Below are 21,288 nucleotides of genomic sequence, written 5' to 3'. Positions count from 1 at the left end.
GCGGGGGCGCTCCGATGTCGCTTCGGCGGGCCTCGTTCCTACGATCTGAGCAATCGTGCGGACCCTCGGAGGCGTTTCATGGCCGACAGGCGCGGAATCGCAGGTATCGGCGGCATCTCGCTGACCCTCGCAGTACTGGCCCCGCTGGCCGCCTGCTCGTCCGGCGGCGGCGAGGCGGTCGGCCCCCACCGGATCGACGCGGCCGTGCTCGTCCATCTCTCGGCCGAGGGCGGGGGCAAGGTCGACCCCTCCAAACCGGTCACGGTGACGTCCGTGCCCGGCAGCCGGCTCACCGACGTCACCGTGACCGGCCCGGACGGCCGGGTGGTGGCCGGTCAGCTCGCCGAGGACCAGCGCAGCTGGCAGACCACCGGCCGGCTGAAGGCCGACACCGACTACTCGGTGCGGATCGCCGCCGACGACGGCAAGGGCGGCCGCGGCGACACCACGGCGGACTTCAGCACCCTCGCCGCCCAGCGCCTGCTCACCGCCAAGCTGGGCCCGGACTCCTCCGGCAGCGGCATCTACGGCGTCGGCCAGCCGCTCACCGTGCAGCTCTCCGAGGCGGTGCAGGACCCGCAGGCCCGCCAGGAGGTCGAGCGCGTCCTGACCGTCAGCTCCCAGCCCGCCGTCACCGGCGCCTGGTACTGGGTGGGCGACAAGGAACTGCACTTCCGCCCGCAGGAGTACTGGCCGGCCGGCACCACCGTCTCGCTGGCCTTCGACGGCACCGGCGTCCGGATCGCGGACGGCCTCTACGGCGGCGACCGCAGCACGCTGGGCCTGCGGATCGGCGCACGGGTCGAGACGGTGGTCGACGCGGCCGCCCACCTGCTCACCCTCAGCCGTGACGGCGAGCTGCTCCGGAGCATCCCGGTGACCACCGGCAAGCCCGGCTTCGACACCCGCAACGGCGTCAAGGTGGTGCTCGGCCAGGAGCGGTCCGTCCGGATGAACGGCGAGACGATCGGGATAAAGGCCGGGAGCTCGGAGTTCTACGACCTCAACGTGGAGTGGGCCACCCGGGTCACCTGGAGCGGCGAGTACGTTCACGCGGCGCCCTGGTCGGTCCGCTCGCAGGGCCTGGAGAACGTCAGCCACGGCTGTACCGGCATGAGCACCGAGAACGCCAAGTGGTACTTCCAGAACACCAGGGTGGGGGACCTGGTGACGGTGGTGAACAGCCGCGGCGCCACCATGGAGCCCTTCGGCAACGGCTTCGGGGACTGGAACATCTCCTGGACGGACTGGGTCAAGCACAGCGCCCTCGGGCAGCCCGTCAGCACCACCGTGCCGTCCTCCCAGGCCCACGCCTCGGGGATGATCCGCCCGGAGGCCTGAGGGCCCCTGGAGCGCCTTCTCAGGCCTCCTGGTAGGCCAGCCGCAGGGCGGCGTCCACGGCGGCCAGCGCGTCCGCCCGCGGGAGCCCGAGCCGGGTCGCCCGCTCGGCGTACTCGGCGGCGGCCGCGGCGGCCAGCCGGTGCGCGGTGTCGCCGGTGGCCGCGATCAGCGTGCCGCGCCGGCCGTGGGTCTCCACCACGCCGTCCGCCTCCAGTTCCCGGTACGCCCGGGCGACCGTCCCGGCGGCCAGCCCCAGCTCCTCGGCCAGGGCCCGGACGGTGGGCAGCCGCAGCCCGGTCGGCAGTTCGCCGGAACGGGCCCGCTCGGCGATCTGGGCCCGGATCTGCTCGTACGGGGGAGTGGCGGCGGCGGGGTCGACGGACAGCTGCACGGGAGCTCCTGGAGGGTGCGGACGGGGGACGGGAAAGCCCGAGGGCCGCCGACCAGAAGAACTCTGGTCAGCGGCCCTCGGGTGTGACGCTGCGGGGCGTACGGGATCAGTGGTGGCCGTGGCCGCTGGTGATCTCGTGGTGCTCCTCGGAGGTCGGCTTGGGGATCTGGGCGCCGCCGCCGTAGAAGCCGCGGGACAGCTTGGCCCGGGTGCGGCCGATCAGGCCGGCCTTGCCGGCCACGCCGTTCTCGTCCGTCTGGGCCGGCAGCTCGACCGGCTGGACCTGCTCGTGCGCGGTGAGCTTGTACAGGTCCTTCTGCGGCAGCTGGGCGTGCACCTCGACGAACTCGCCGTGCGGCAGGCGCTTGATGACGCCCGTCTCGCGGCCGTGCAGCACCTTCTCCTTGTCCCGGCGCTGGAGGCCGAGGCACCAGCGCTTGGTGATGATGAAGGTGATGACCGGGACCGCGAAGAAGCCGACGCGGACGAAGTAGGTGATCGAGTTGATCGACAGGTGCAGGTGGGTGGCGAACAGGTCGTTGCCACCACCGACCAGCAGCACCAGGTACAGGCTGATCCAGGCGGCGCCGAGCGCGGTGCGGACGGGCGCGTTGCGCGGGCGGTCCAGGATGTGGTGCTCGCGCTTGTCGCCGGTGATCCAGCCCTCGATGAACGGGTAGACCGCGATCGAGACCAGGACCAGCGGGAAGATCATCAGCGGGATGAAGACACCCAGGTTCAGGGTGTGGCCCCACAGGCCGACCTCCCAGCCCGGCATGACGCGGATCAGGCCTTCGGAGAAGCCCATGTACCAGTCGGGCTGGGCGTCCGTGGACACCTGGTCCGGGCGGTACGGGCCGTACGCCCAGATCGGGTTGATCGTGGCGATCGCCGAGATGGCGGCGATCAGACCGAACACCAGGAAGAAGAAGCCACCGGCCTTGGCCATGTAGACCGGCATCAGCGGCATGCCGACGACGTTCTTCTCGGTCTTGCCCGGGCCCGCCCACTGGGTGTGCTTGTGGTAGAAGACCAGGATCAGGTGCGCCACCAGCAGGCCGAGCATGATGCCCGGGATCAGCAGCACGTGGATCGTGAAGAAGCGCGGCACGATGTCGTGGCCGGGGAACTCGCCCCCGAACAGGAACATCTGGATGTAGGTGCCGACCAGCGGGACGGCGAGGATCGCGCCTTCCATGAACCGGATACCGGTACCCGACAGCAGGTCGTCCGGCAGCGAGTAGCCGAAGAAGCCGTCGAACATGCCCAGGATCAGCAGCAGGAAGCCGAAGACCCAGTTGATCTCACGCGGCTTGCGGAACGCGCCGGTGAAGAACACGCGCATCATGTGCACGAGCATCGCGGCCACGAAGACCAGGGCGGCCCAGTGGTGGATCTGCCGGATCAGCAGCCCGCCGCGGACCTCGAAGCTGATGTCCACCGTCGAGGCGTACGCCTCGGACATCCCGATGCCCTTGAGCGGCACGTACGAGCCGTTGTAGACGACCTCGGCCATCGACGGCTTGAAGAACAGCGTCAGGTAGACACCGGTCAGGATGATGATGACGAACGTGTAGAGGCAGATCTCGCCCAGCATGAAGGACCAGTGGTCCGGGAAGATCTTGCGCAGGTTGGCCTTGGCGAGGGAGTAGATCCCCACCCGGCCGTCCGTCCAGTCAGCAGCGGCCTCCCACTTGTTGGCGGGCTTGGCGCGCGTGCTGGCGGGCTTGGCGGCACCGGTGGTGCTGCTCGTACTCATCGAGCACGCTCCCAGTAGCTCGGGCCGACGGGCTCGTCGAAGTCGCCGGTGGCGACCAGGTAGCCCTTCTCGTCAGTGATGATCTTCAGCTGCGGCAGCGGGTGGCCGGCCGGGCCGAAGATCACGCGCGCGCCGTCCGCCAGGTCGAAGGTCGACTGGTGGCAGGGGCAGAGCGCGTGGTGGGTCTGCTGCTCGTACAGGCTGATCGGGCAGCCGACGTGGGTGCAGATCTTGGAGTAGGCGAGGATGCCCTCGAAGCCCTTCTCCCGCGACCGGTCGTCCTTGATGTCGTCCGGTGCGATGCGCACCAGCATCAGGGCGTCCTTGGCGATCGCCTGCTGGAAGTCCTCGTCGTGGACGTGCAGACCCTCGGGCATGGCGAAGGTCAGCGAGCCGATGACGATGTCCTCGGCCTTCATCGGCAGGTTGGTGTTCATGTTGATGAGCTGCAGGGGCTGGGCCGGGGTCGCCTCGTTCCAGCCCGTCTCCTTCAGCTTCTTCTCGGGCAGCGGCCCGAGGTCGCGGAGCAGGACCACGCCGGAGAGCGGGACCAGCGCCATGGAGCCGATGAGGGTGTTGCGGATCATCTTGCGGCGGCCGAAGCCGGACTCGGCGGCACCGGTCTTGAACTGCTCGATGACGTCCGCGCGGACCTCGTCGTCAGCCTCGATCGGGTGGCGCTCGGCCGGCAGCTCGACGTCCGACATCAGCGTGCGGGCCCAGTGGACCGCACCCGCGCCGATCATGAACAGCGCGACGCCCAGGGTCATGCCGAGCGCGAAGTTCAGCGCGCTGACGTGACCGAGCGGGAAGATGTAGACGATCTTGTCCGGGTCGATGGCCACGTACGAGGCGATGAAGCCGATGGTGGCGAGCATCGAGACCACGAACATCAGCGAGACCTGGCGCTCGGCCCGCTGGGCGGCCCGCTCGTCGATGTCGGTGCGGCGGGGCTCGTGGGCCGGAAGGCCCGGGTCGGCGAACGGGTCGCCGTGTGCGGCGACGTCACCGGCGGAGCCGTGTGACTCCGGCAGCTTCTCTTCTGACATGTCGTGGCTCATGACTTCTTGGCCTTGGTGGTGTGGGCGGCGACCCAGATCGCGACCGCGATGAGCGTGCCGAGACCGAAGATCCAGCCGAACAGACCCTCGGTCACCGGACCGAGGCTGCCGAGCGTGAGACCACCGGGGTTGGGCTCATCGGAGGTGGTGTGGCGGACGAAGGCCACGATCTGCTTCTTCTGCTCCTCGGGCATGGTGGTGTCCGGGAACGACGGCATGTTCTGCGGGCCGGTCTGCATGGCCTCGTAGATGTGCTTGGCGTCCACGCCCTCCAGCGACGGGGCGTACTTGCCCTTGGTCAGGGCACCGCCCTGGCCGGCGAAGTTGTGGCACTGGGCGCAGTTGGTGCGGAACAGCTCGCCACCCTTGGAGATGTCGTCCGGGTTGGTCGAGGTGTACTGCTCCGGGGTCGGCGTCACCGGGCCGGGGCCGAGCGAAGCGACGAAGGCGGCGAGCTGGTCGATCTCCGCCTGCGAGTAGATGTTCTTCTTGCGCGGCACCTGGGCGCCGGGCTGCTGGGCCGGCATGCGGCCGGTACCGACCTGGAAGTCGACAGAGGCGGAGCCGACGCCGACCAGGCTCGGACCGTCGCTGCTGCCCTGGCCGTTCAGGCCGTGGCACGAGGAGCAGCCCACGGCGAAGAGCTTCTTGCCCTCATCGATCGCGAGCGACTGCGCGGCGACGTCGGCCTGCGCCTTGTCGGCGGGCGCGAACGCGGCGTACAGCCCCCCGGTTGCCGCCAGGGCGAGAAGTAGGACGACCAGCGCCGCCAATGGGTGGCGCCGTCGTGCGGAGAGCTTTTTCACGGAATAACCCCGGTGTCAGGATCTGGTCGACTGGTGGGTGCACCCGGCGGCCGGTCTGGCCGGCACGAGGCTGCCTGTCTAGGGCTGCGCGCGCGGTCGGTCGGTGGGAGCGTCGCCCACCGGCAGAATCGGCCCGACGCCGGTGAGGGCGGGGACCGAAGCCGGTGGCCAGCGACCTGATCAGCTGGTTACTTGATCAGGTAGATGGTCGCGAACAGGCCGATCCACACGACGTCGACGAAGTGCCAGTAGTACGACACGACGATCGCGGCGGTGGCCTGCTCGTGCGTGAAGCGCTTGGCTGCGTACGTCCGTCCCAGGACCAGCAGGAAGGCGATCAGACCACCCGTCACGTGCAGACCGTGGAAGCCGGTGGTCAGGTAGAACACCGTGCCGTACGGGTCGGAGGACAGCGAGAGGCCGTCCTTCTTGACCAGCTCGGTGTACTCGAAGATCTGGCCGCCGATGAAGATCGCGCCCATCACGAAGGTGATGACGAACCACGAGCGGAGCTTCTTCACGTCCCCGCGCTCGGCAGCGAACACGCCGAGCTGGCAGGTCAGCGAGGAGAGCACCAGGATCGTGGTGTTGACCGAGGAGAAGGGCACGTTGAGGGCGTGCGCCTTCTCGGTCCAGAACTCGGCTCCCTTGACGGAGCGGAGCGTGAAGTACATCGCGAAGAGGGCCGCGAAGAACATCAACTCGGAACTGAGCCAGACGATCGTTCCGACGCTGACCATGTTCGGCCGGTTGACCGATCCGTGCGCGTGCCCGGTTTCTACTGCTGTTGCTGTCGCCACGACGGACATTATGTCGGTCCCTTATTCCGTCTTCACGCCGGGGGGTGTCCCTCGGAGTGTCCGGTGCGTGCGGTATGCCCCCCTGAGGGGCGGTGGGGGACCCCAATGGCGGCTGAGCAGCGGCGTGTCCCTTTTCTGACGGTTCCTCGAAGGGGCCCGCGACCCCGTTGCCCAGCGCGTCGTTGCACGCTTGGCGGAGCCTCCGGGGGTAATGCGCGGGCCCCTTATCGGCCGTACGGGTGGTCTGGCCGGGTCCGGGTGACGGGCCGTCCTCCGGGCGGGTGAGTCGCGGGCGCGGCGGCTTGAGGAGGAAGGTCCGCGAGGGGGACTCGGCGACGGGTGATCGGGAGTAGCATCCGGATCAGGCGAACGTGGTCCGGATCACACTTGAGGGAGCAGGGCCCATGGCGTACACGACCGACGAGACGCTCACCGTCCTCGTCTACAGCGATGACCGCAACACCCGCGAGCAGGTGCTGACGGCACTCGGCCGCCGGCCCGTCGAGGACCTTCCGGAACTGTCCTACCTGGAGTGCGCGACCACCCCGGCGGTGCTGAAGGCACTGGAGAAGGGCGGCGTGGACCTCTGCATCCTGGACGGCGAGGCGGTGCCGGCCGGCGGGCTCGGGCTCGGCCGCCAGCTCAAGGACGAGATCTACGGCTGCCCGCCGGTGCTGGTGCTGATCGGCCGGCCGCAGGACTCCTGGCTGGCCGCCTGGAGCCGGGCCGACGCCGCGATCTCCCGCCCGGTGGACCCGGTGGCGCTGGCCGGCGCGGTCGCCACCCTGCTGCGGGCACGGCTGGCCAAGCGGGCCCCCGTCAGCCGCTGAGCGGTGCCGTCTCACGACTAGAGAAGACGCCGCCGCGGGAACCCGACTGGTCGATAGGCTGACTCCATCCGTACGGACGTCCCCCCGACGCGGGGAACCCGACAACAGCTGGAGTCAGCCATGGTGAACGTGAACCCTGCGAACGGTGGTACCGCACCCGCGCAGGTGGTCCGCACCTGGCCGGACGTCCTGGCGGCGCTGTTGAAGGGGGAGGACCTCGACCGCTCGGCCACCGCGTGGGCGATGGACCGGATCATGAGCGGCGAGGCGTCCCCCGTCCAGGTGGCCGGGTTCATGGTGGCGCTGCGGGCCAAGGGCGAGACGGTCGACGAGATCACCGGCCTGGTGGACGCGATGTACGCGCACGCCGAGCCGCTGGACATCCCCGGCCCGGCCGTGGACATCGTCGGCACCGGCGGCGACCGGGCCAAGACCGTCAACATCTCCACCATGTCGGCGATCGTCGCGGCCGCGGCCGGCGCCAAGGTGGTCAAGCACGGGAACCGCGCCTCCTCCTCGGCCAGCGGCTCCTCGGACGTGCTGGAGAAGCTCGGCGTCCGCCTCGACCTGTCGGCCCGGCGGGTCGCCGAGATCGCCGAGGAGGTCGGGCTGACCTTCTGCTTCGCGGCCAAGTTCCACCCGTCGATGCGGCACGCCGCCACCGCCCGGCGCGACCTCGGGGTGCCGACCGCGTTCAACATCCTCGGCCCGCTGACCAACCCGGCCAAGGTCACCTCGCACGCGATCGGCTGCTTCGACACCCGGCTCGCCGCACTGATCGCCGGTGTGCTCGCCCGGCGCGGCTCGACCGGCCTGGTCTTCCGGGGCGACGACGGCCTGGACGAGCTGACCATCACCACCACCTCGCAGGTGTGGATCGTGCGGGACGGGACCGTCACCGAGACCACCTTCGACCCGCGGGACGTCGGCGTCGAGCTGGTCGGCATCGAGGCGCTGCGCGGGGCGGACCCCTCGTACAACGCCGAGGTCGCGCGTCGGCTGCTGGCGGGCGAGCGCGGGGCCGTACGGGACGCCGTCCTGATGAACACGGCGGCGGCGCTGGTCGCGCTCGACCTGGGCGAGGCGCCGCTCACCGAACAGCTCGCGGCCGGCATGGCGCGGGCGGAGCGGGCCATCGACTCGGGCGCGGCGCAGGAGCTGCTGCGGCGTTGGTCGGAGGCCACCAGCCGGGTGTGAGGCGGTACTTGGGAGCCCGTGCCGCAACGTCGGCGCGGGCTCCTCGGCTGTCCGGATGGTGGATGCCTGTTTGACCACTCGCTGGGCGCGACCTAGAGTCTTGGCCAGGTCATGAGTGACAGCGTCAAGCCCCAGCTTGCTGTCCGGCAACCCTCCGTCCGTGGCGGGGTGCCCTGGGTGAGGACCGGGTCGCTCGGCGAATCGTCCGTGCGGCAAGCGCGGACGCCCGACGACTAGTACTCCCGGGGTCCCACATCCCCAGAAGGAGTGCATCCTCATGTCCGTCGCCACCGAAATCTGCGCCCCCCTCGCCGTCCTCGGCCACGACGTCCAGGTCCCGCTCGCCAGCGGCGAGAAGGTCGGGTACGCGGCCCTCGACTACGCGGCCAGCTCCCCGGCGCTCCAGCGGGTCTGGGACGACGTCTCCGCCTACGCCCCCTACTACGGCAGCGTGCACCGCGGCGCCGGGTACCTCTCCCAGCTGTCCACCGACCTGTTCGAGCAGAGCCGCCGCACCGTCGCCGAGTTCCTCGACCTGCGCGAGGGCGACCAGGTGGTCTTCACCCGGGCCACCACCGACTCGCTGAACCTGCTCGCCGCGGCCGTCCCGGCCGGGACCCGGGTGTTCGCCTTCGAGACCGAGCACCACGCCTCGCTGCTGCCCTGGGCGCACGCCGGGCTCGACGTCCACTACCTGCGCGCGCCGCGCTCGCACGCCGAGGCGGTCGCCGCCCTGGACGCCGCGCTCGCCGAGGCGCCCGAGGGCCCCAAGCTGCTCTGCGTCACCGGCGCCTCCAACGTGACCGGCGAGCTGTGGCCGGTCGCCGAGCTGACCGGGACCGCGCACCGGCACGGTGCCCGGGTGGTGCTGGACGCCGCCCAGCTGGCCCCGCACCACCGGGTCTCGGTGCGCGAGCTGGACGTCGACTGGATCGCCTTCTCCGGCCACAAGATCTACGCGCCCTTCGGCGCCGGTGTGCTGGCCGGCCGGGCGGACTGGCTGGACGCGGCCGACCCGTACCTGGCCGGCGGCGGGGCGACCCGGACGGTGGCCCGGGAGACCGACGGCTCGGTGGCCGTCCAGTGGCACTCCGGCCCGGCCCGGCACGAGGCCGGCTCGCCGAACGTCATCGGCGCCTACGCGATCGCCTCGGCCTGCCGGGCGCTGAGCGAGGCGGGGTTCGACGCGTTGGAGGCCCGGGAGCGGCAGCTGATCGCCCGGCTGACCGCCGGGCTGGCGGAGATCCCGCAGGTCAAGGTGTTGAACCTGTTCGGTGCCGAGGCGGCCCGGGTGGGCGTGCTGTCCTTCGTCGTCCAGGGCTGGAACAGCTCGCACTTCTCGGCCGCGCTGTCCGCCGAGTACGGCATCGGGGTCCGCGACGGCCTGTTCTGCGCGCACCCGCTGCTGCGCACCCTGCTCGGGGACGAAGAGGTCTCCCCCTCCGAGTGCGGGGCGCCCGAGCCGTCGCTGCCCGGCGAGCGCAGCCTGAACGCGATCCGGGTGAGCTTCGGGGCCGGGACTCCGGACGAGCACGTCGACCGCTTCCTGACCGCCGTCCGCGAGCTGGTCACGGACGGTGCCGCGTGGAACTACCGCAACGAGGGCGGACGCTGCGTCGCCACCGTGGAGGTCGACCGGGGGCGTCGGCAGGGCTGAGGGGCCCGGTCGGCAGGGCTGAGGGGCCTACTCGTCCAGGCCGAGGGCGAAGGCGGCCTCGAGGTCGTGCTGGGAGTAGGTGCGGAAGGCGATCTGGGTCTCGGTGTGGGCCACGCCCGGGACCTTGTTCAGCCGGCCCGGGATGACCGCGGCCAGATCGTCGTGCCGGCGCACCCGGACCATCGCCACCAGGTCGTAGCCACCGGTCACCGAGTACACCTCGCTGACGCCCTCGATGGCCGCGATGGCCTCGGCGATCTCCGGGATGCGGTCGACACTGGTCTTGATCAGGACGATGGCGGTGATCACTGTTCGGGCTCCTTTGTGGGGTGCCGCCAGCGTATCGGGCGTCAGCCGGGTCGTCTCGGGGGGTGGCTGACCGCCGTGCAGGCGTAGAGGAAGCCCGCCGCGAAGCCGATCACGTGGACCAGATAGGCCACCCCGGGCCCGGCCGAGTGGACCGACCACCACTGCAGGGCGAACCAGAGGCCGAGCACCAGCCAGGCCGGGAAGCGTAGCGGCAGGAACAGCAGCAGCGGGACGAGCGTCGTCACCCGGGCGCGCGGATGGAAGCGCAGGTAGGCGCCGAGGACGGCGGAGATCGCGCCGGAGGCTCCGATCAGCACCCGGGTGGAGCCCGGGGAGTGCGCCTCGGCGAGGGCGAAGCCGTACGTGGCCAGACTGCCGGCGGCCAGGTAGAAGAGGGCGAACCGGGCCCGGCCCAGCCGCTGTTCGACGGTGGGGCCGAAGACGTGGAGGAAGAGCAGGTTGCCCAGCAGGTGCAGCCAGCCCGCGTGCACGAAGAGCCCGGTGAGGACGGACAGCGCCGGGTGCTTGGTCGGGGTGGGCGCGGCCGGGCAGCCCGGGGCCGGGTCGGGGGCCTGGGCCAGCTGCTCGGCGGTCAGCGGGCGGCCGGCCAGCACCTCGGCGGGGATGACGCCCCAGCGCTGCTCGTACCGCTGCTCCGCGCAGAGCCGGGACTGGCCGGTGCCGTACAGCGGATTGAGCCCGGCGGCCGGGCCCAGCAGGAACACCAGGGTGTTGACCGCGATCAGGGCGTAGGTGACCGCCGGGGCGGGCACGGACGGGCGTTCGCCCCGCGCGTCGGTGTGCCCGGGGGCCGTCAGTGCCATGCGGCCAAGCATCCCTCCGTGTCGGGCGTGTGACACGGCCTTGTACGGCAGGTGGACTAGCCCGCTCGTTCTCCTGACTGGTGGCCGGGATGGTTGCCTCAGGCAATAGGCTTGGGGCGGGCAATCCCGCCTCCCGCCGCCGACGCCGGGGCCCCGGGGGGAGCGCCTAGCCCACCCAGGGACCACCCGAGAGGACCCCCGATGACCGTCCCCGCCCTGACCGCCGAGACGCGCTGGCGCTGCACCCTGTGCGGAAACCTCACCCGCTTCGACGTGACCCGCACCGCGCGGGTCACCGAGTTCCTGCACTTCGACCTGGCCGGCGAGTCCAAGGTCGAGGAGACCGAGGTGCTGAGCGAGACGATCGAGTCGGTGCGCTGCCGCTGGTGCAACGCCGTGGACCAGGTCGAGCTGGTGGCCCGTCCGGGCGCCGAGAGCGCGGAGGCCTCCGCCGAGCAGGGTTGACGCCCGACGGCGCGGGGGGCGGGTGCGCGGCGCGCCTGCCCGCCGCGCTGGGACAATACAGACAGGACGCACGGAGCGTGACGACAGGGCGGCGGCCGCGGGCCGTGACCCCGTAGGACCAGGATCGGAGCCGAGGACGTGGTGGACGCAGCGAGGGAGCCCGCCGAAGCGCAGGGGCTTCAGCCTGCTGCCGCCGCGCAGGCGCAGGCCGCCGACGCGGCCCCGTCCGGGCCCGCGGCCGTCGGCGAGGCGGCGGGTTCCGATGCGTCGGTGGGCTCCGGCGAGGCGGTGGGTTCCGGCGAGGCGGTGGCGGAGCGTGCTGCCGAGAAGCTGGACCGGCCGCTGCCCGAGGGCGTGCGCCGGCGCGTGGTCGGCCTGGCCTCGGACGCGCTCGGCGGGCTGCCGCCCGGCGAGCTCCCGCAGAGCCTGCGCCAGTACGTCAAGTTCACCCCGGCCCGGCGGGCCAAGTACGCGGCCACGGCGCTGGCCGCGGCGCTGGAGTCGGAGCCGGCGTTCCGGGTGCGGATAGCGGAGCGGCTGAGGCTGGGCCAGCCGGACCTGGTGAAGGCGTTGGAGTCGGGCAGCGTCCCGGGCGCCGCCGATCCGATGGACGTCGCGGCCGCCGCCTACCTGGTGCGGTCGGCCGGCTGGAGCCGGCTGGTGGCCGAGGCCGGGGAGGAGGCCGAGCGGGCCGGCGCCGAGGGCGCGGCCGCCGAGGCCACCCGGCTGGTGGAGAAGCTGCAGGCGGAGCTCGCCGAGCTGCGGTCCGCCGCCCGGGCGGACCTGGAGCGGCAGCGTGCGGAGTCCGAGGACGTCCGCCGGGAGGCCGAGTCGCTGCGGAAGAAGGTGCGCTCGCTGGAGAGCGACACCCGCCGGGCGCAGGCCGAGACCAGGCGGCTGACCGCCGAGCTGGAGGCCGCGAGGGCGCAGGCGGCCGTCGAGCGCGGCGCCGCGGAGTCCGAGGCGCGGCGGCTGCGGCACCGGGTCGGCGAGCTGGAGACGGCGGCCGAGCAGGGCCGCCGGTCGGCCCGCGAGGGCCGCAGCGTCGAGGACATGCGGCTGCGGCTGCTGCTGGACACGGTGCTGCAGTCGGCGCAGGGGCTCCAGCGGGAGCTGGCGCTGCCGGTCTCCCAGATCCGGCCGGGGGACCTGGTGGAGGCGGTGGTGCCGGGGGCGGCCTCGCCGCACGACGTGGCCCGGCGCGGTCTGGCCGACGACGATCCGGCGCTGCTGGACCAGCTGCTGGCGATCCCGCAGGTGCACCTGGTGGTGGACGGCTACAACGTGACCAAGACGGGCTATCCGACGCTTCCGCTGGAGCAGCAGCGGATCCGGCTGCTGGGCGGGCTGGCGATGCTGGCCCAGCGCACGCAGGCGGAGGTCACCTGCGTGTTCGACGGGCAGGACCTGGACGTTCCGGTGATCATGGCGCCACCGCGGGGGGTGCGGGTGCGGTTCAGCCGGACCGGCGAGACCGCGGACGAGCTGATCCGCCGTCTGGTGCGGGCCGAGCCGCAGGGGCGTCCGGTGGTGGTGGTGTCCACCGACCGGGAGGTCGCGGAGGGCGTGCGGAAGGCGGGCGCGCGCCCCGTGGCCTCCGTTCTGCTGCTGAACCGGCTGGCGCGGCCCTGACGGCTGCCGCGACGGAATGACGCCTGGTCAGCGCCCGGTTTGCGGCGGTGTGCACATCCGGTGAAGCCTGCGGGGGAAGTGGAGTTCACGCCTTCGGGGGAGTGGCAAAACCCGTGGATCTTCCCTAGGGTGTGGCGTCAAACCTATTTTCCGGATTCTCACCTGATCGGGTGAGGCCGATGGAAGAAGGAGCAATTCCCTTGGCCTCCCACCGCCGTCCCAAGCAGCCGAGCCGTGCCCGGGTCTCCGTGCTCACCGCTGCCGCGGCGACCGCGGTCGCCCTCTCCGCGCAGGTCGCCGCGCACGCCGCGCCCCAGCCCAGCAAGAGCGACGTCAAGGCGCAGATCGACCAGCTCCAGCAGGACCAGGAGCAGGCGGCGGAGAAGTACAACGGCGCCAAGGAGCGGGCCGACCAGCTCCGCAAGCAGTCCGACCAACTGCAGGACAAGGTGGCCCGCAGCCAGGACGAGATGACCCAGCTCCAGACCGGCCTGGCCGGCGTGGCGGGCGAGCAGTACCGCACCGGCGGCATCGACCCGTCCGTCCAGCTGATGCTCTCCTCGGACCCGTCCGGCTACCTGGAGAAGGCGTCCAGCGCCCAGCAGGCCAGCGCCAGCGAGTCCGAGGCGCTCAAGGGGCTGCTGGACCAGCAGCGCCGGCTGGACCAGGAGAAGTCCGAGGCCGCCGCCGTCCTGGCCTCGCTCGACTCCACCACCAAGGACCTGAACCAGGCCAAGACGGACGTCAACCAGAAGCTCAAGGCCGCGCAGGACCTGCTGAACTCGCTCAGCGCCTCCGACCGCGCCGCGCTGCGGGCCCAGCAGCAGCAGGACGACCGCGCCTCGCGCGGCAGCGACCGCGCCGACCTCGGCAGCCTCCCGCAGGCCGGCGGCTACGCGGGCGTGGCCGTCGCCAAGGCGATGAGCAAGCAGGGCTCGCCGTACGTGTGGGGTGCCACCGGCTCGACCACCTTCGACTGCTCGGGCCTGATGGTCTGGGCGTACGGTCAGGCCGGCGTCTCGCTGCCGCGTACCTCGCAGGAGCAGGGCAACGTCGGCACCAAGGTCACGCTGGACCAGGCCCAGCCGGGCGACCTGGTCATCTACGGCCCCGACCGGCACCACGTCGGGATGTACATCGGCAACGGCATGGTGGTGCACGCGCCGCACACCGGCGACGTGGTGAGGGTGATGAAGGTCGACGCGATGCCGATCAACACGATCCGCCGGGTCTGACGGCCCGACACGCCCGAAGGGCCCCGTCCGGGCCTGTGATCCACGCCACCCCCCGACCGGGGGTGGCGTTCGGGTTTTGTCCGCCGCGCGAGTCCCCGGTGAAGACTGATCAGCTTTGCGTACGACGGTGATCACTATGTGTCATATTCACAAAAGAACTTTGGTCTTCTTCCGTCTTTTTTCTGACAAGGATTTGAACGGATCACGGTTCAGTTACTAGGGTCGTGCCCCGAACCACCGCACTCCCGATCGCCCAGCCAGGGTGACGGCGGTGGTTTCCGTCGAGTTCGTGACGCAGCGGGGCGGGCCCAGTGCCTGCCCGACGGGGAGCCCAGCAGTCGGGGGTGCTGTCGAACGGAGCCGGGGAACCACGTTCCTCCGGGGTGAATCGGCGCCAGGTCGGCCGGTGGAACGGCCGTGAGGCGTCGTAGGGCACGCTTCCGGCCCGAACCCGTCAGCTCACCCGGTAGACGGCGTAGGAAGAAGGAGTCCGCCTTCGTGGCGTCCCATCGTCGTCCCAAGCCCGCTAGTCGCACCCGGGTCTCGATCATGACCGGCTTCGCCGCCGCGGCCGTCGCGCTGTCCGCGCAGTCCGGCGCCCACGCCGACCCGCAGCCGACCAAGGACCAGGTCAAGGAGCAGGTCGACCAGCTCAACGAGCAGGCCGAGGTCGCGACCGAGAAGCTCAACGCCGCCCAGGAGAAGCAGCAGCAGCTGCAGAAGCAGGTCACCGACCTCCAGGACCAGGTGGCGCGGCAGCAGGGGCAGGTGACCGACCTTCAGGGCGGCCTGGCCGAGATCGCCGGCGAGCAGTACCGCAACGGCGGCATATCGCAGACCGTCCAGCTGATGTTCTCCGCCAGCCCGGACACCTTCCTGAGCCAGGCCGACACGCTGAACCAGGCCGGCGGCACCCAGAAGGGCCAGCTCAAGCAGCTCCAGGACGAGCAGCGCAAGCTCGACCAGGTGCGCTCCGAGGCCCAGGGCAAGCTCGCCGAGATGGAGACCACCACCCAGCAGCTGAAGAGCGCCAAGGACGAGGTCCAGGGCAAGCTCAAGGCCGCGCAGGACCTCTTCAACACCCTGTCCGAGCAGGAGCGCCAGGCGATCCGCGCGGCCGAGGAGAAGGCCGCCGCCGAGGCCAAGGCGAAGGCCGACGCCGCCGCGAAGGCCGCCCAGCAGCAGGCGGCGGCCCAGCAGGCCGCCGACCGCTCCTCCCGCGACAACAGCCGCACCGACCTGAGCGCGTCGCAGGCCCCCGCCGCGCCGGTCACCAAGCCGAGCGCCGGCAGCTCGCGCGGCGCCGCGGCGCTGTCCATCGCCGCCTCCAAGATCGGCAGCCCGTACGTCTACGGCGCCTCCGGCCCCGGCTCCTTCGACTGCTCGGGCCTGATGGTCTGGGCGTTCAACCAGGTCGACGTGGCGCTGCCGCGCACCTCGCAGGAGCAGGCCCACGCCGGTACCCGGATCGGCACCGACCTCTCCCAGGCCCAGCCCGGCGACCTGCTGATCTTCTACGGGGACGCCCACCACGTCGGCATCTACGCCGGCAACGGCCAGGTGCTGCACGCGCCCAAGCCCGGCGCGTCGGTCCGCTACGAGGCGGTCGGCAACATGCCGCTGACCTCCATCGTGCGGGTCTGATCCCCGCGCAGGCCCTCCCAGGCCCGGCCTTCCACCACGGAAGGCCGGGCCTGCGGCTTTTCCGGCGCCTCGGACTGATGTCCGATTACGGGTCAAATATTCGGGTTGGCAGGGGTTTGGACTCGGTTGCCCGGACTCGCTAACGTCTGCCACCGGACTCCGCTTCCAGGGCCGCCCGCGTTGGTGCGGCGGCGGGGCCCCACCGCCGGATCGGAGCCGCTGCCGCCATGCCCGTGCACCGTCGTCCCCAACTGCTCGCCCGTGCGCTGGTGCTGACCGCGGCCGCCACCACCGCCCTGGGCGTGACGGCGGGCGGCAGCGCCCAGGCCGCCCCCGCCGTGCCGGACACGCCCACCCGCAAGGACGTCAAGGCGCAGGTGGAACAGCTCTACGGCGAGGCCGAGCAGGCGTCCGAGAAGTACAACGCCGCCCTGGAGACGCAGCAGCGCCTCCAGGGCGAGACGACCGTCCTCCAGGGCGAGATCGCCGTCGCCCAGGAGCAGCTCAACCAGTTGCGCGGCGACCTCGCCACCGTGGCCGGCGCCGAGTACCGCGGCGGCGGCATGGCCCAGACCGTCCAGCTGATGCTCTCCACCGACCCGGAGGGCTACCTGTCCCGGGCCCGCACCCTCGACCAGGCCGCCGAGCGGCAGCAGGAGACCCTGCACGAACTGGCCACCCGCCAGCGCCGGCTCGACCAGCGCCGCACCGAGACCGCCGGCAAGCTCGCCGAACTCGACCAGGCCCGCCGCTCGCTCGCCGACAGCAAGCAGCAGATCCAGCAGCGGCTCACCAAGGCCCAGCGGCTGCTGAACAGCCTGGGCGTCGCCGAGCGGGCCCGGATGGCCGCCCAGGACGCCCAGGAGGCCGAGCAGCGCGCCACCCGGGGCACCGACCGGCTGGACCTCGGCACGGCCCCGCCCGCCTCCGAGCGCGGGGCGGCCGCGCTGGCCGCCGCGGTGCGGATGATCGGCTCGCCCTACCTCTACGGATCCACCGGGCCCCGCGCCTTCGACTGCTCCGGTCTGATGTACTACAGCTGGCGGCAGGCCGGAGTGACCCTGCCGCGCACCTCGCAGGCCCAGGCGTACGCCGGGCAGCGGGTCAGCCTCTCCGAAGCGCGGCCGGGAGACCTGGTGATCTTCTACCGGGACATGCACCACGTCGGGATGTACGCCGGCGGCGGGGTGATCGTGCACGCCCCCTACCCGGGCGCCAGGGTCCGCTACGAGAGCGTCAACGCGATGCCGGTCGCGGGGGTGGTCCGGCTCTGAGCCCGGCACCGTCCGACCCCGACACCCCCCACCCGATAGACGGCGCCCGCCGGACGCTGTCCCGGCGCGGTGCGCTGCTGCTCGCGGCCGGCGGGCTGGCCCAGCTGTCGCTGCCGCCGGCCGCCCCGGCGGCCCCCTCGGCGGCCGGGCGGGCGGCGGACCGGTGGGCGGCGGACCGGCGGGCCGAGGTGGCCGCACTGCTGGACGCGCGGGCCCGGGCGCTGCCCTCCTGGTCCGGACCGGCGGCGATCGAGGCCGGCTACCGCAACCTGGTGCTCGGCGCGGACGCCGGGCCGGAGCGGCTCACGGCCGCCGCCGACCTGGCGGTCCGGATCACCGGGTACGACGACTACCCGGTGGTGTACCCGCGCCGGATCGACCTGGTCCGGGCCGGCGGCAGCTGGCGGGTCGACCGGGAGGAGAGCGCGAGCGGGCCCCCGGCACTCTGGGACCTCGGCTCCGCCCGGTCCGCGGCGGGCGCGCACTGCCTGGTGCTGGGCCTGGCCGACGGACCCGACCCGGCCGGCCTGGTCGCGGTGGCGGACCGGGCCGTGCCCGCCGTGAGCGAGGCCTGGGGCACCGGCTGGGCGGGCCGCCTGCTGCTCGAAGTGCCCGCCACCGCAGAGCAGTTCGCCCGGCTGCTGGAGGTCGACCCGGCGGGCTGGACGGGCATGGCGGCGGTCACCTCGGCCGCCCCCGGTGCGCCCTGGCACACCCCCGCCGACCGGGTGCTGGTCAACCCCGGGACGTTCGGGCGGCTCAGCGACTTCGGCCGGCAGGTGGTCGTCACCCACGAGGCCACCCACGTCGCGACCAGGGCCGACACCCGGGCCTGGACACCGCTCTGGCTCTCCGAGGGCGTCGCCGACTGGACCGCCTACCGGGGCTCCGGCCGGCGCCCGCAGCAGATCGCCCCCGAGCTGGCCCGGGACGTCGCCGCCGGCCGGCTGCCCGCCGCGCTGCCCGCCGACCGGGACTTCACCGCGGGCGCCGACGGCATCGCGCAGGCGTACGAGCAGGCCTGGCTCGCCTGCGAGCTGATCGCCCGGCGCTACGGGCCCGAGCGGCTCGTGGCGTTCTACCGGGCGGTCGGCGCGGCCGACGGGCAGGGGGAGGACCGGGACCGCCGGCTCGACCGGCTGCTCCGGGCCGGACCGGGCGTCGGCCTGGCCGAGTTCACCCGGCTCTGGCTGGCCGAGGTGGCCGCGCTGCGCGATTGAAGGCGCGCGTCGTTCAACGCCGCTGCCTGGCCGGGGTGCCGGGCCGCTGCCTGGCCGGAGTGCCGGGCCGGTCGATGCCGTCCAGCAGGTCCTGCTCGTAGGCGATGCCGGGGCGCACCGGGTAGGCGCCGGCGGGCACCGCCTCGGGCTTGGCCAGCACCACCGTCGCCGGGAGCTGTGCCGGGCCGCGGGTGGCGCGCCAGAGCCGGATGCAGGAGAGCACGGTGGCGGCCAGCAGCAGCAGGTTGCGCAGGCTGAGCACGGTGACGCCCCAGGGCTCGCTGGCGAGGATCCGGCTGAACATCAGCGGGAACTCGGCCAGCGTCAGCGGGCAGGCGAGCAGGATCAGCAGGGCCACCGGCCGCTGGCTGCTGCCGCGTACGGTCAGGCAGACCGCGGCGACGCCGATCAGCCAGACCAGGTACTGCGGGCTGATCACCCGGCTGGTGACGGTGAAGATGAGCAGCGCGCTGAGCGCCGCGTCGTACATGGTGGCCGCGTTGCGGCGCTTGGCGGTGAAGCGCCAGAGCAGCAGCCAGGCGAAGCCCAGCACGGTGCCGGCCATCATCACCTTGCTGATCACGGGGACCCACGGCCCGAGCATCTCCGGGGAGCCGTAGTTCATGGTGACCTTGCCGTCCCAGGCGTCCGCGAGCCGGGCGAAGTGCAGCGGCAGCGCGCCGAGCGACTCCACCTCGATGCCGCGCTCCTTCTGGAAGGCGAGGAAGCCGAAGGCGCCGTTCATCCCGGCCGCGAGCAGGAAGCCCACCGAGACGGCGGTGGCCGCGGCCAGCGTCCAGGCGCGGCGGGTGCGGCGGCCGGAGGGGGTGCCGATCAGGGCGAGCAGCGGCCAGATCTTGATGATCCCGCCCAGGCCGAGCAGCATCCCGCCGATCGCCGGGCGGCGGATCAGCGCCAGCAGGCCGGCCAGGGCGATCGTGGTGACGATGATGTCCAGCCGGTTGTAGACCATCGGGCCGAGCAGCGGCACGGCCACCACCCACATCCAGGCGCCGGTCAGTGCCCGGCCCCGGCGCAGTCCGGTGCGGACCAGCAGGGCGGTGGCGGCGATGTCGGCGATCCCGCAGATCACCCAGAAGGAGACCAGGTACGACCAGGGCAGCAGGCCCGGCAGCAGGATCACCAGGGCCGCGCCGGGCGGGTACTGCCAGGTCACGTCGTCGAACGGGAAGGTGCCGGTCTGCAGGACGCCGTACCAGGCGTGGTAGATCATCCAGACGTCGGCGGTGATGTCCCCGCCGAGCCCCTTGACCACGCCGGTCATCAGCAGCACCAGCACCGTCCGGGTGGCCAGCCAGGTGGCGCCGAGTGCGGCGAGCGCCCCGAACGGGCGGCCGGGGGCACGGGCCGGCTCCTGCCGGGCGGCCGGCGTCGGGCCGGGGCCGGCGGCGCCGCTGGGTGTACCGGACTCGGTGGCCGGGGCCAACTCCACTGCGCTCCCTCGTTCGTCTCGGACGTCCCACCGGAGGCGCCGCGCGACGGACGCCCGGGCGGTCGGAGGGGCGGGCACGGCACGCTGGGCCGGGCCGCCACCGGCCGCCTAGGTTCTAGGACTGACCCGGGGGTGAAACGGTTGCCGTGCGCGGATCCGTTCCCGGCGGGTCATGGTGTTGACCTATCGTACGGATCACCCAGCGGTACACCGCGCACCCCCCGACAAGCGAGCCGTGGCCTGAATGCACCGAACCTTGATCGTCACCAACGACTTCCCGCCCCGCCCCGGCGGCATCCAGGCCTTCGTGCACAACATGGCTGTACGTCAGCCCGCCGGGAGCATCGTGGTGTACGCCTCGACCTGGCGGGACGGCACCGAGGTGGCCCGCTTCGACGCCGAGCAGCCGTTCCCGGTGATCCGGGACCGGACGAAGGTGATGGTTCCCACACCGCGGGTCACCCGGCGGGCCGCCGAGATCCTGCGGGCGGAGAAGTGCGACTCGGTCTGGTTCGGCGCCGCCGCCCCGCTCGGGCTGATGGCGCCCGCGCTGCGCCGGGCCGGTGCGGCGCGGCTGCTCGGCATGACCCACGGGCACGAGGCCGCCTGGGCCCAGCTGCCGGCCGCCCGGCAGCTGCTGCGGCGGATCGGCGCGGGCACCGACGTGCTGACGTACCTGGGGGAGTACACCCGGTCCCGGATCGCGGGCGCGGTCGGGCCGCAGGCCGCGGCCCGGATGGTGCAGCTGCCGCCGGGCGTGGACGAGACGACCTTCCACCCGGGCTCGGGGGGCGCCGAGGTGCGTCGCCGGCTCGGGCTGGCGGACCGGCCGGTGGTGGTCTGCGTCTCCCGGCTGGTGCCGCGCAAGGGGCAGGACACGCTGATCGAGGCGATGCCGCAGATCCTCGCCGACGTGCCGGACGCCGTGCTGCTGATCGTCGGCGGCGGCCCGTACCGGGCGGACCTGGAGAAGCTGGCCGACGCCAGGGGAGTCCGGGCCTCGGTGCGCTTCACCGGCTCGGTGCCGTGGGAGGAGCTGCCCGCCCACTACGGGGCCGGGGACGTCTTCGCGATGCCCTGCCGGACCAGGCGCGGGGGGCTGGACGTCGAGGGCCTGGGCATCGTCTACCTGGAGGCCTCGGCGACCGGTCTGCCGGTGGTCGCGGGCGACTCCGGCGGCGCGCCGGACGCGGTGCTGGAGGGCGAGACCGGGTACGTGGTGCCGGGCGGCTCGGCCGCCGCGGCCGCCGAGCGGATCGTCCGGCTGCTGGGCGACGAGGAGCTGCGGCGGCGGATGGGCGAGGCCGGGCGGCGCTGGGTGGAGCGTTCCTGGCGCTGGGACCTGCTGGCCGGTCGGCTGACCTCGCTGCTGGCGGCCTAGACCGGGCTT

19 protein-coding genes and 2 riboswitches are annotated in these 21,288 nt (G+C 72.5%); of the genes, 11 read left to right on the top strand and 8 right to left on the bottom strand.

Translation table 11 applies throughout. From position 1 onward, the window contains the following. Positions 1-78 precede the first annotated feature (78 nt). Entirely contained in the window at positions 79-1,341 is a 1,263-nt protein-coding gene (locus tag ACFVHI_RS07170) for an Ig-like domain-containing protein (RefSeq protein ID WP_380336550.1), read from the top strand. A gap of 19 nt (positions 1,342-1,360) precedes the next feature. Here ACFVHI_RS07170 and ACFVHI_RS07165 read toward each other — a convergent pair whose 3' ends face one another. The 5 genes from ACFVHI_RS07165 to ACFVHI_RS07145 form a co-directional block, all read right to left on the bottom strand. Continuing rightward, entirely contained in the window at positions 1,361-1,732 is a 372-nt protein-coding gene (locus tag ACFVHI_RS07165) for a GntR family transcriptional regulator (protein WP_063347288.1), read from the bottom strand. Between the two features lie 106 nt (positions 1,733-1,838). Then, the gene (locus tag ACFVHI_RS07160) at positions 1,839-3,491 is read right to left on the bottom strand and encodes a ubiquinol-cytochrome c reductase cytochrome b subunit (RefSeq protein ID WP_063347287.1); all 1,653 of its coding nucleotides are present in this window, start codon (positions 3,489-3,491) and stop codon (positions 1,839-1,841) included. Continuing rightward, a complete protein-coding gene (locus ACFVHI_RS07155) occupies positions 3,488-4,540 on the bottom strand; it encodes a ubiquinol-cytochrome c reductase iron-sulfur subunit (RefSeq protein WP_063347286.1) in 1,053 nt (350 codons plus the stop codon). The genes ACFVHI_RS07160 and ACFVHI_RS07155 overlap by 4 nt, the downstream gene beginning before the upstream one ends. 8 nt (positions 4,541-4,548) lie before the next feature. Further along, positions 4,549-5,358: a c-type cytochrome gene (locus ACFVHI_RS07150; protein ID WP_063347285.1), complete on the bottom strand. Its 810-nt coding sequence runs from the start codon at positions 5,356-5,358 to the stop codon at positions 4,549-4,551. A gap of 188 nt (positions 5,359-5,546) precedes the next feature. Continuing rightward, on the bottom strand, positions 5,547-6,167 hold the full coding sequence (locus ACFVHI_RS07145; protein WP_063347284.1) for a heme-copper oxidase subunit III: 621 nt from the start codon (positions 6,165-6,167) through the stop codon (positions 5,547-5,549). Positions 6,168-6,562: 395 nt separating this feature from the next. Between ACFVHI_RS07145 and ACFVHI_RS07140 the strand changes: the two genes are divergently transcribed. The 3 genes from ACFVHI_RS07140 (at position 6,563) to ACFVHI_RS07130 (ending at position 9,842) form a co-directional block, all read left to right on the top strand. Then, on the top strand, positions 6,563-6,988 hold the full coding sequence (locus ACFVHI_RS07140) for a hypothetical protein (RefSeq protein ID WP_063347283.1): 426 nt from the start codon (positions 6,563-6,565) through the stop codon (positions 6,986-6,988). A gap of 120 nt (positions 6,989-7,108) precedes the next feature. Beyond that, positions 7,109-8,185, top strand: coding sequence for an anthranilate phosphoribosyltransferase (gene trpD / locus ACFVHI_RS07135; protein WP_107452844.1), 1,077 nt, complete (start codon positions 7,109-7,111; stop codon positions 8,183-8,185). A 107-nt stretch (positions 8,186-8,292) separates the two neighbouring features. After that, a riboswitch (SAM riboswitch) is annotated at positions 8,293-8,410 on the top strand. A 52-nt stretch (positions 8,411-8,462) separates the two neighbouring features. Then, positions 8,463-9,842, top strand: coding sequence for an aminotransferase class V-fold PLP-dependent enzyme (locus ACFVHI_RS07130; protein ID WP_380336544.1), 1,380 nt, complete (start codon positions 8,463-8,465; stop codon positions 9,840-9,842). Between the two features lie 27 nt (positions 9,843-9,869). On the opposite strand, the gene ACFVHI_RS07125 is transcribed toward ACFVHI_RS07130, so the two are convergent. Both ACFVHI_RS07125 and ACFVHI_RS07120 read right to left on the bottom strand, forming a co-directional pair. Beyond that, positions 9,870-10,151 (bottom strand): Lrp/AsnC ligand binding domain-containing protein, encoded by a 282-nt coding sequence (locus ACFVHI_RS07125; RefSeq protein WP_063347281.1) that lies wholly within the window; start codon positions 10,149-10,151, stop codon positions 9,870-9,872. Between the two features lie 41 nt (positions 10,152-10,192). Beyond that, positions 10,193-10,975, bottom strand: coding sequence for a rhomboid family intramembrane serine protease (locus ACFVHI_RS07120; RefSeq protein ID WP_380336540.1), 783 nt, complete (start codon positions 10,973-10,975; stop codon positions 10,193-10,195). A gap of 201 nt (positions 10,976-11,176) precedes the next feature. Between ACFVHI_RS07120 and ACFVHI_RS07115 the strand changes: the two genes are divergently transcribed. The 6 genes from ACFVHI_RS07115 to ACFVHI_RS07090 all read left to right on the top strand — a co-directional run bounded on the left by ACFVHI_RS07115 (position 11,177) and on the right by ACFVHI_RS07090 (position 18,445). Beyond that, positions 11,177-11,440 carry a hypothetical protein gene (locus ACFVHI_RS07115; RefSeq protein ID WP_063347279.1) on the top strand — a complete coding sequence of 88 codons (264 nt, stop codon included), beginning with the start codon at positions 11,177-11,179 and terminating at the stop codon, positions 11,438-11,440. A gap of 270 nt (positions 11,441-11,710) precedes the next feature. Then, positions 11,711-13,072 (top strand): NYN domain-containing protein, encoded by a 1,362-nt coding sequence (locus ACFVHI_RS07110; protein WP_380336656.1) that lies wholly within the window; start codon positions 11,711-11,713, stop codon positions 13,070-13,072. Between the two features lie 200 nt (positions 13,073-13,272). Further along, positions 13,273-14,307: an NlpC/P60 family protein gene (locus ACFVHI_RS07105; protein ID WP_380336537.1), complete on the top strand. Its 1,035-nt coding sequence runs from the start codon at positions 13,273-13,275 to the stop codon at positions 14,305-14,307. Between the two features lie 338 nt (positions 14,308-14,645). Then, positions 14,646-14,795: riboswitch (cyclic di-AMP (ydaO/yuaA leader) on the top strand. Between the two features lie 10 nt (positions 14,796-14,805). Then, entirely contained in the window at positions 14,806-15,951 is a 1,146-nt protein-coding gene (locus ACFVHI_RS07100; protein WP_063347277.1) for an NlpC/P60 family protein, read from the top strand. Between the two features lie 227 nt (positions 15,952-16,178). Next, the gene (locus ACFVHI_RS07095) at positions 16,179-17,225 is read left to right on the top strand and encodes a C40 family peptidase (RefSeq protein WP_063347276.1); all 1,047 of its coding nucleotides are present in this window, start codon (positions 16,179-16,181) and stop codon (positions 17,223-17,225) included. Positions 17,226-17,413: 188 nt separating this feature from the next. Beyond that, on the top strand, positions 17,414-18,445 hold the full coding sequence (locus tag ACFVHI_RS07090; protein ID WP_380336533.1) for a hypothetical protein: 1,032 nt from the start codon (positions 17,414-17,416) through the stop codon (positions 18,443-18,445). A gap of 13 nt (positions 18,446-18,458) precedes the next feature. Here ACFVHI_RS07090 and ACFVHI_RS07085 read toward each other — a convergent pair whose 3' ends face one another. Next, on the bottom strand, positions 18,459-19,898 hold the full coding sequence (locus ACFVHI_RS07085; protein WP_063347274.1) for a glycosyltransferase family 87 protein: 1,440 nt from the start codon (positions 19,896-19,898) through the stop codon (positions 18,459-18,461). Positions 19,899-20,142: 244 nt separating this feature from the next. On the opposite strand from ACFVHI_RS07085, the gene ACFVHI_RS07080 reads away from it, so the two are divergent. Then, entirely contained in the window at positions 20,143-21,279 is a 1,137-nt protein-coding gene (locus ACFVHI_RS07080; RefSeq protein WP_063347273.1) for a glycosyltransferase family 4 protein, read from the top strand. Positions 21,280-21,288 lie beyond the last annotated feature (9 nt).

It is taken from the genome of Kitasatospora sp. NPDC127121 (genome assembly GCF_042677305.1).
GTDB lineage: Bacteria > Actinomycetota > Actinomycetes > Streptomycetales > Streptomycetaceae > Kitasatospora.
The sequence above is the reverse complement of the archived record's forward strand: the minus strand, read 5'-3'. Positions and strand labels throughout refer to the sequence as shown.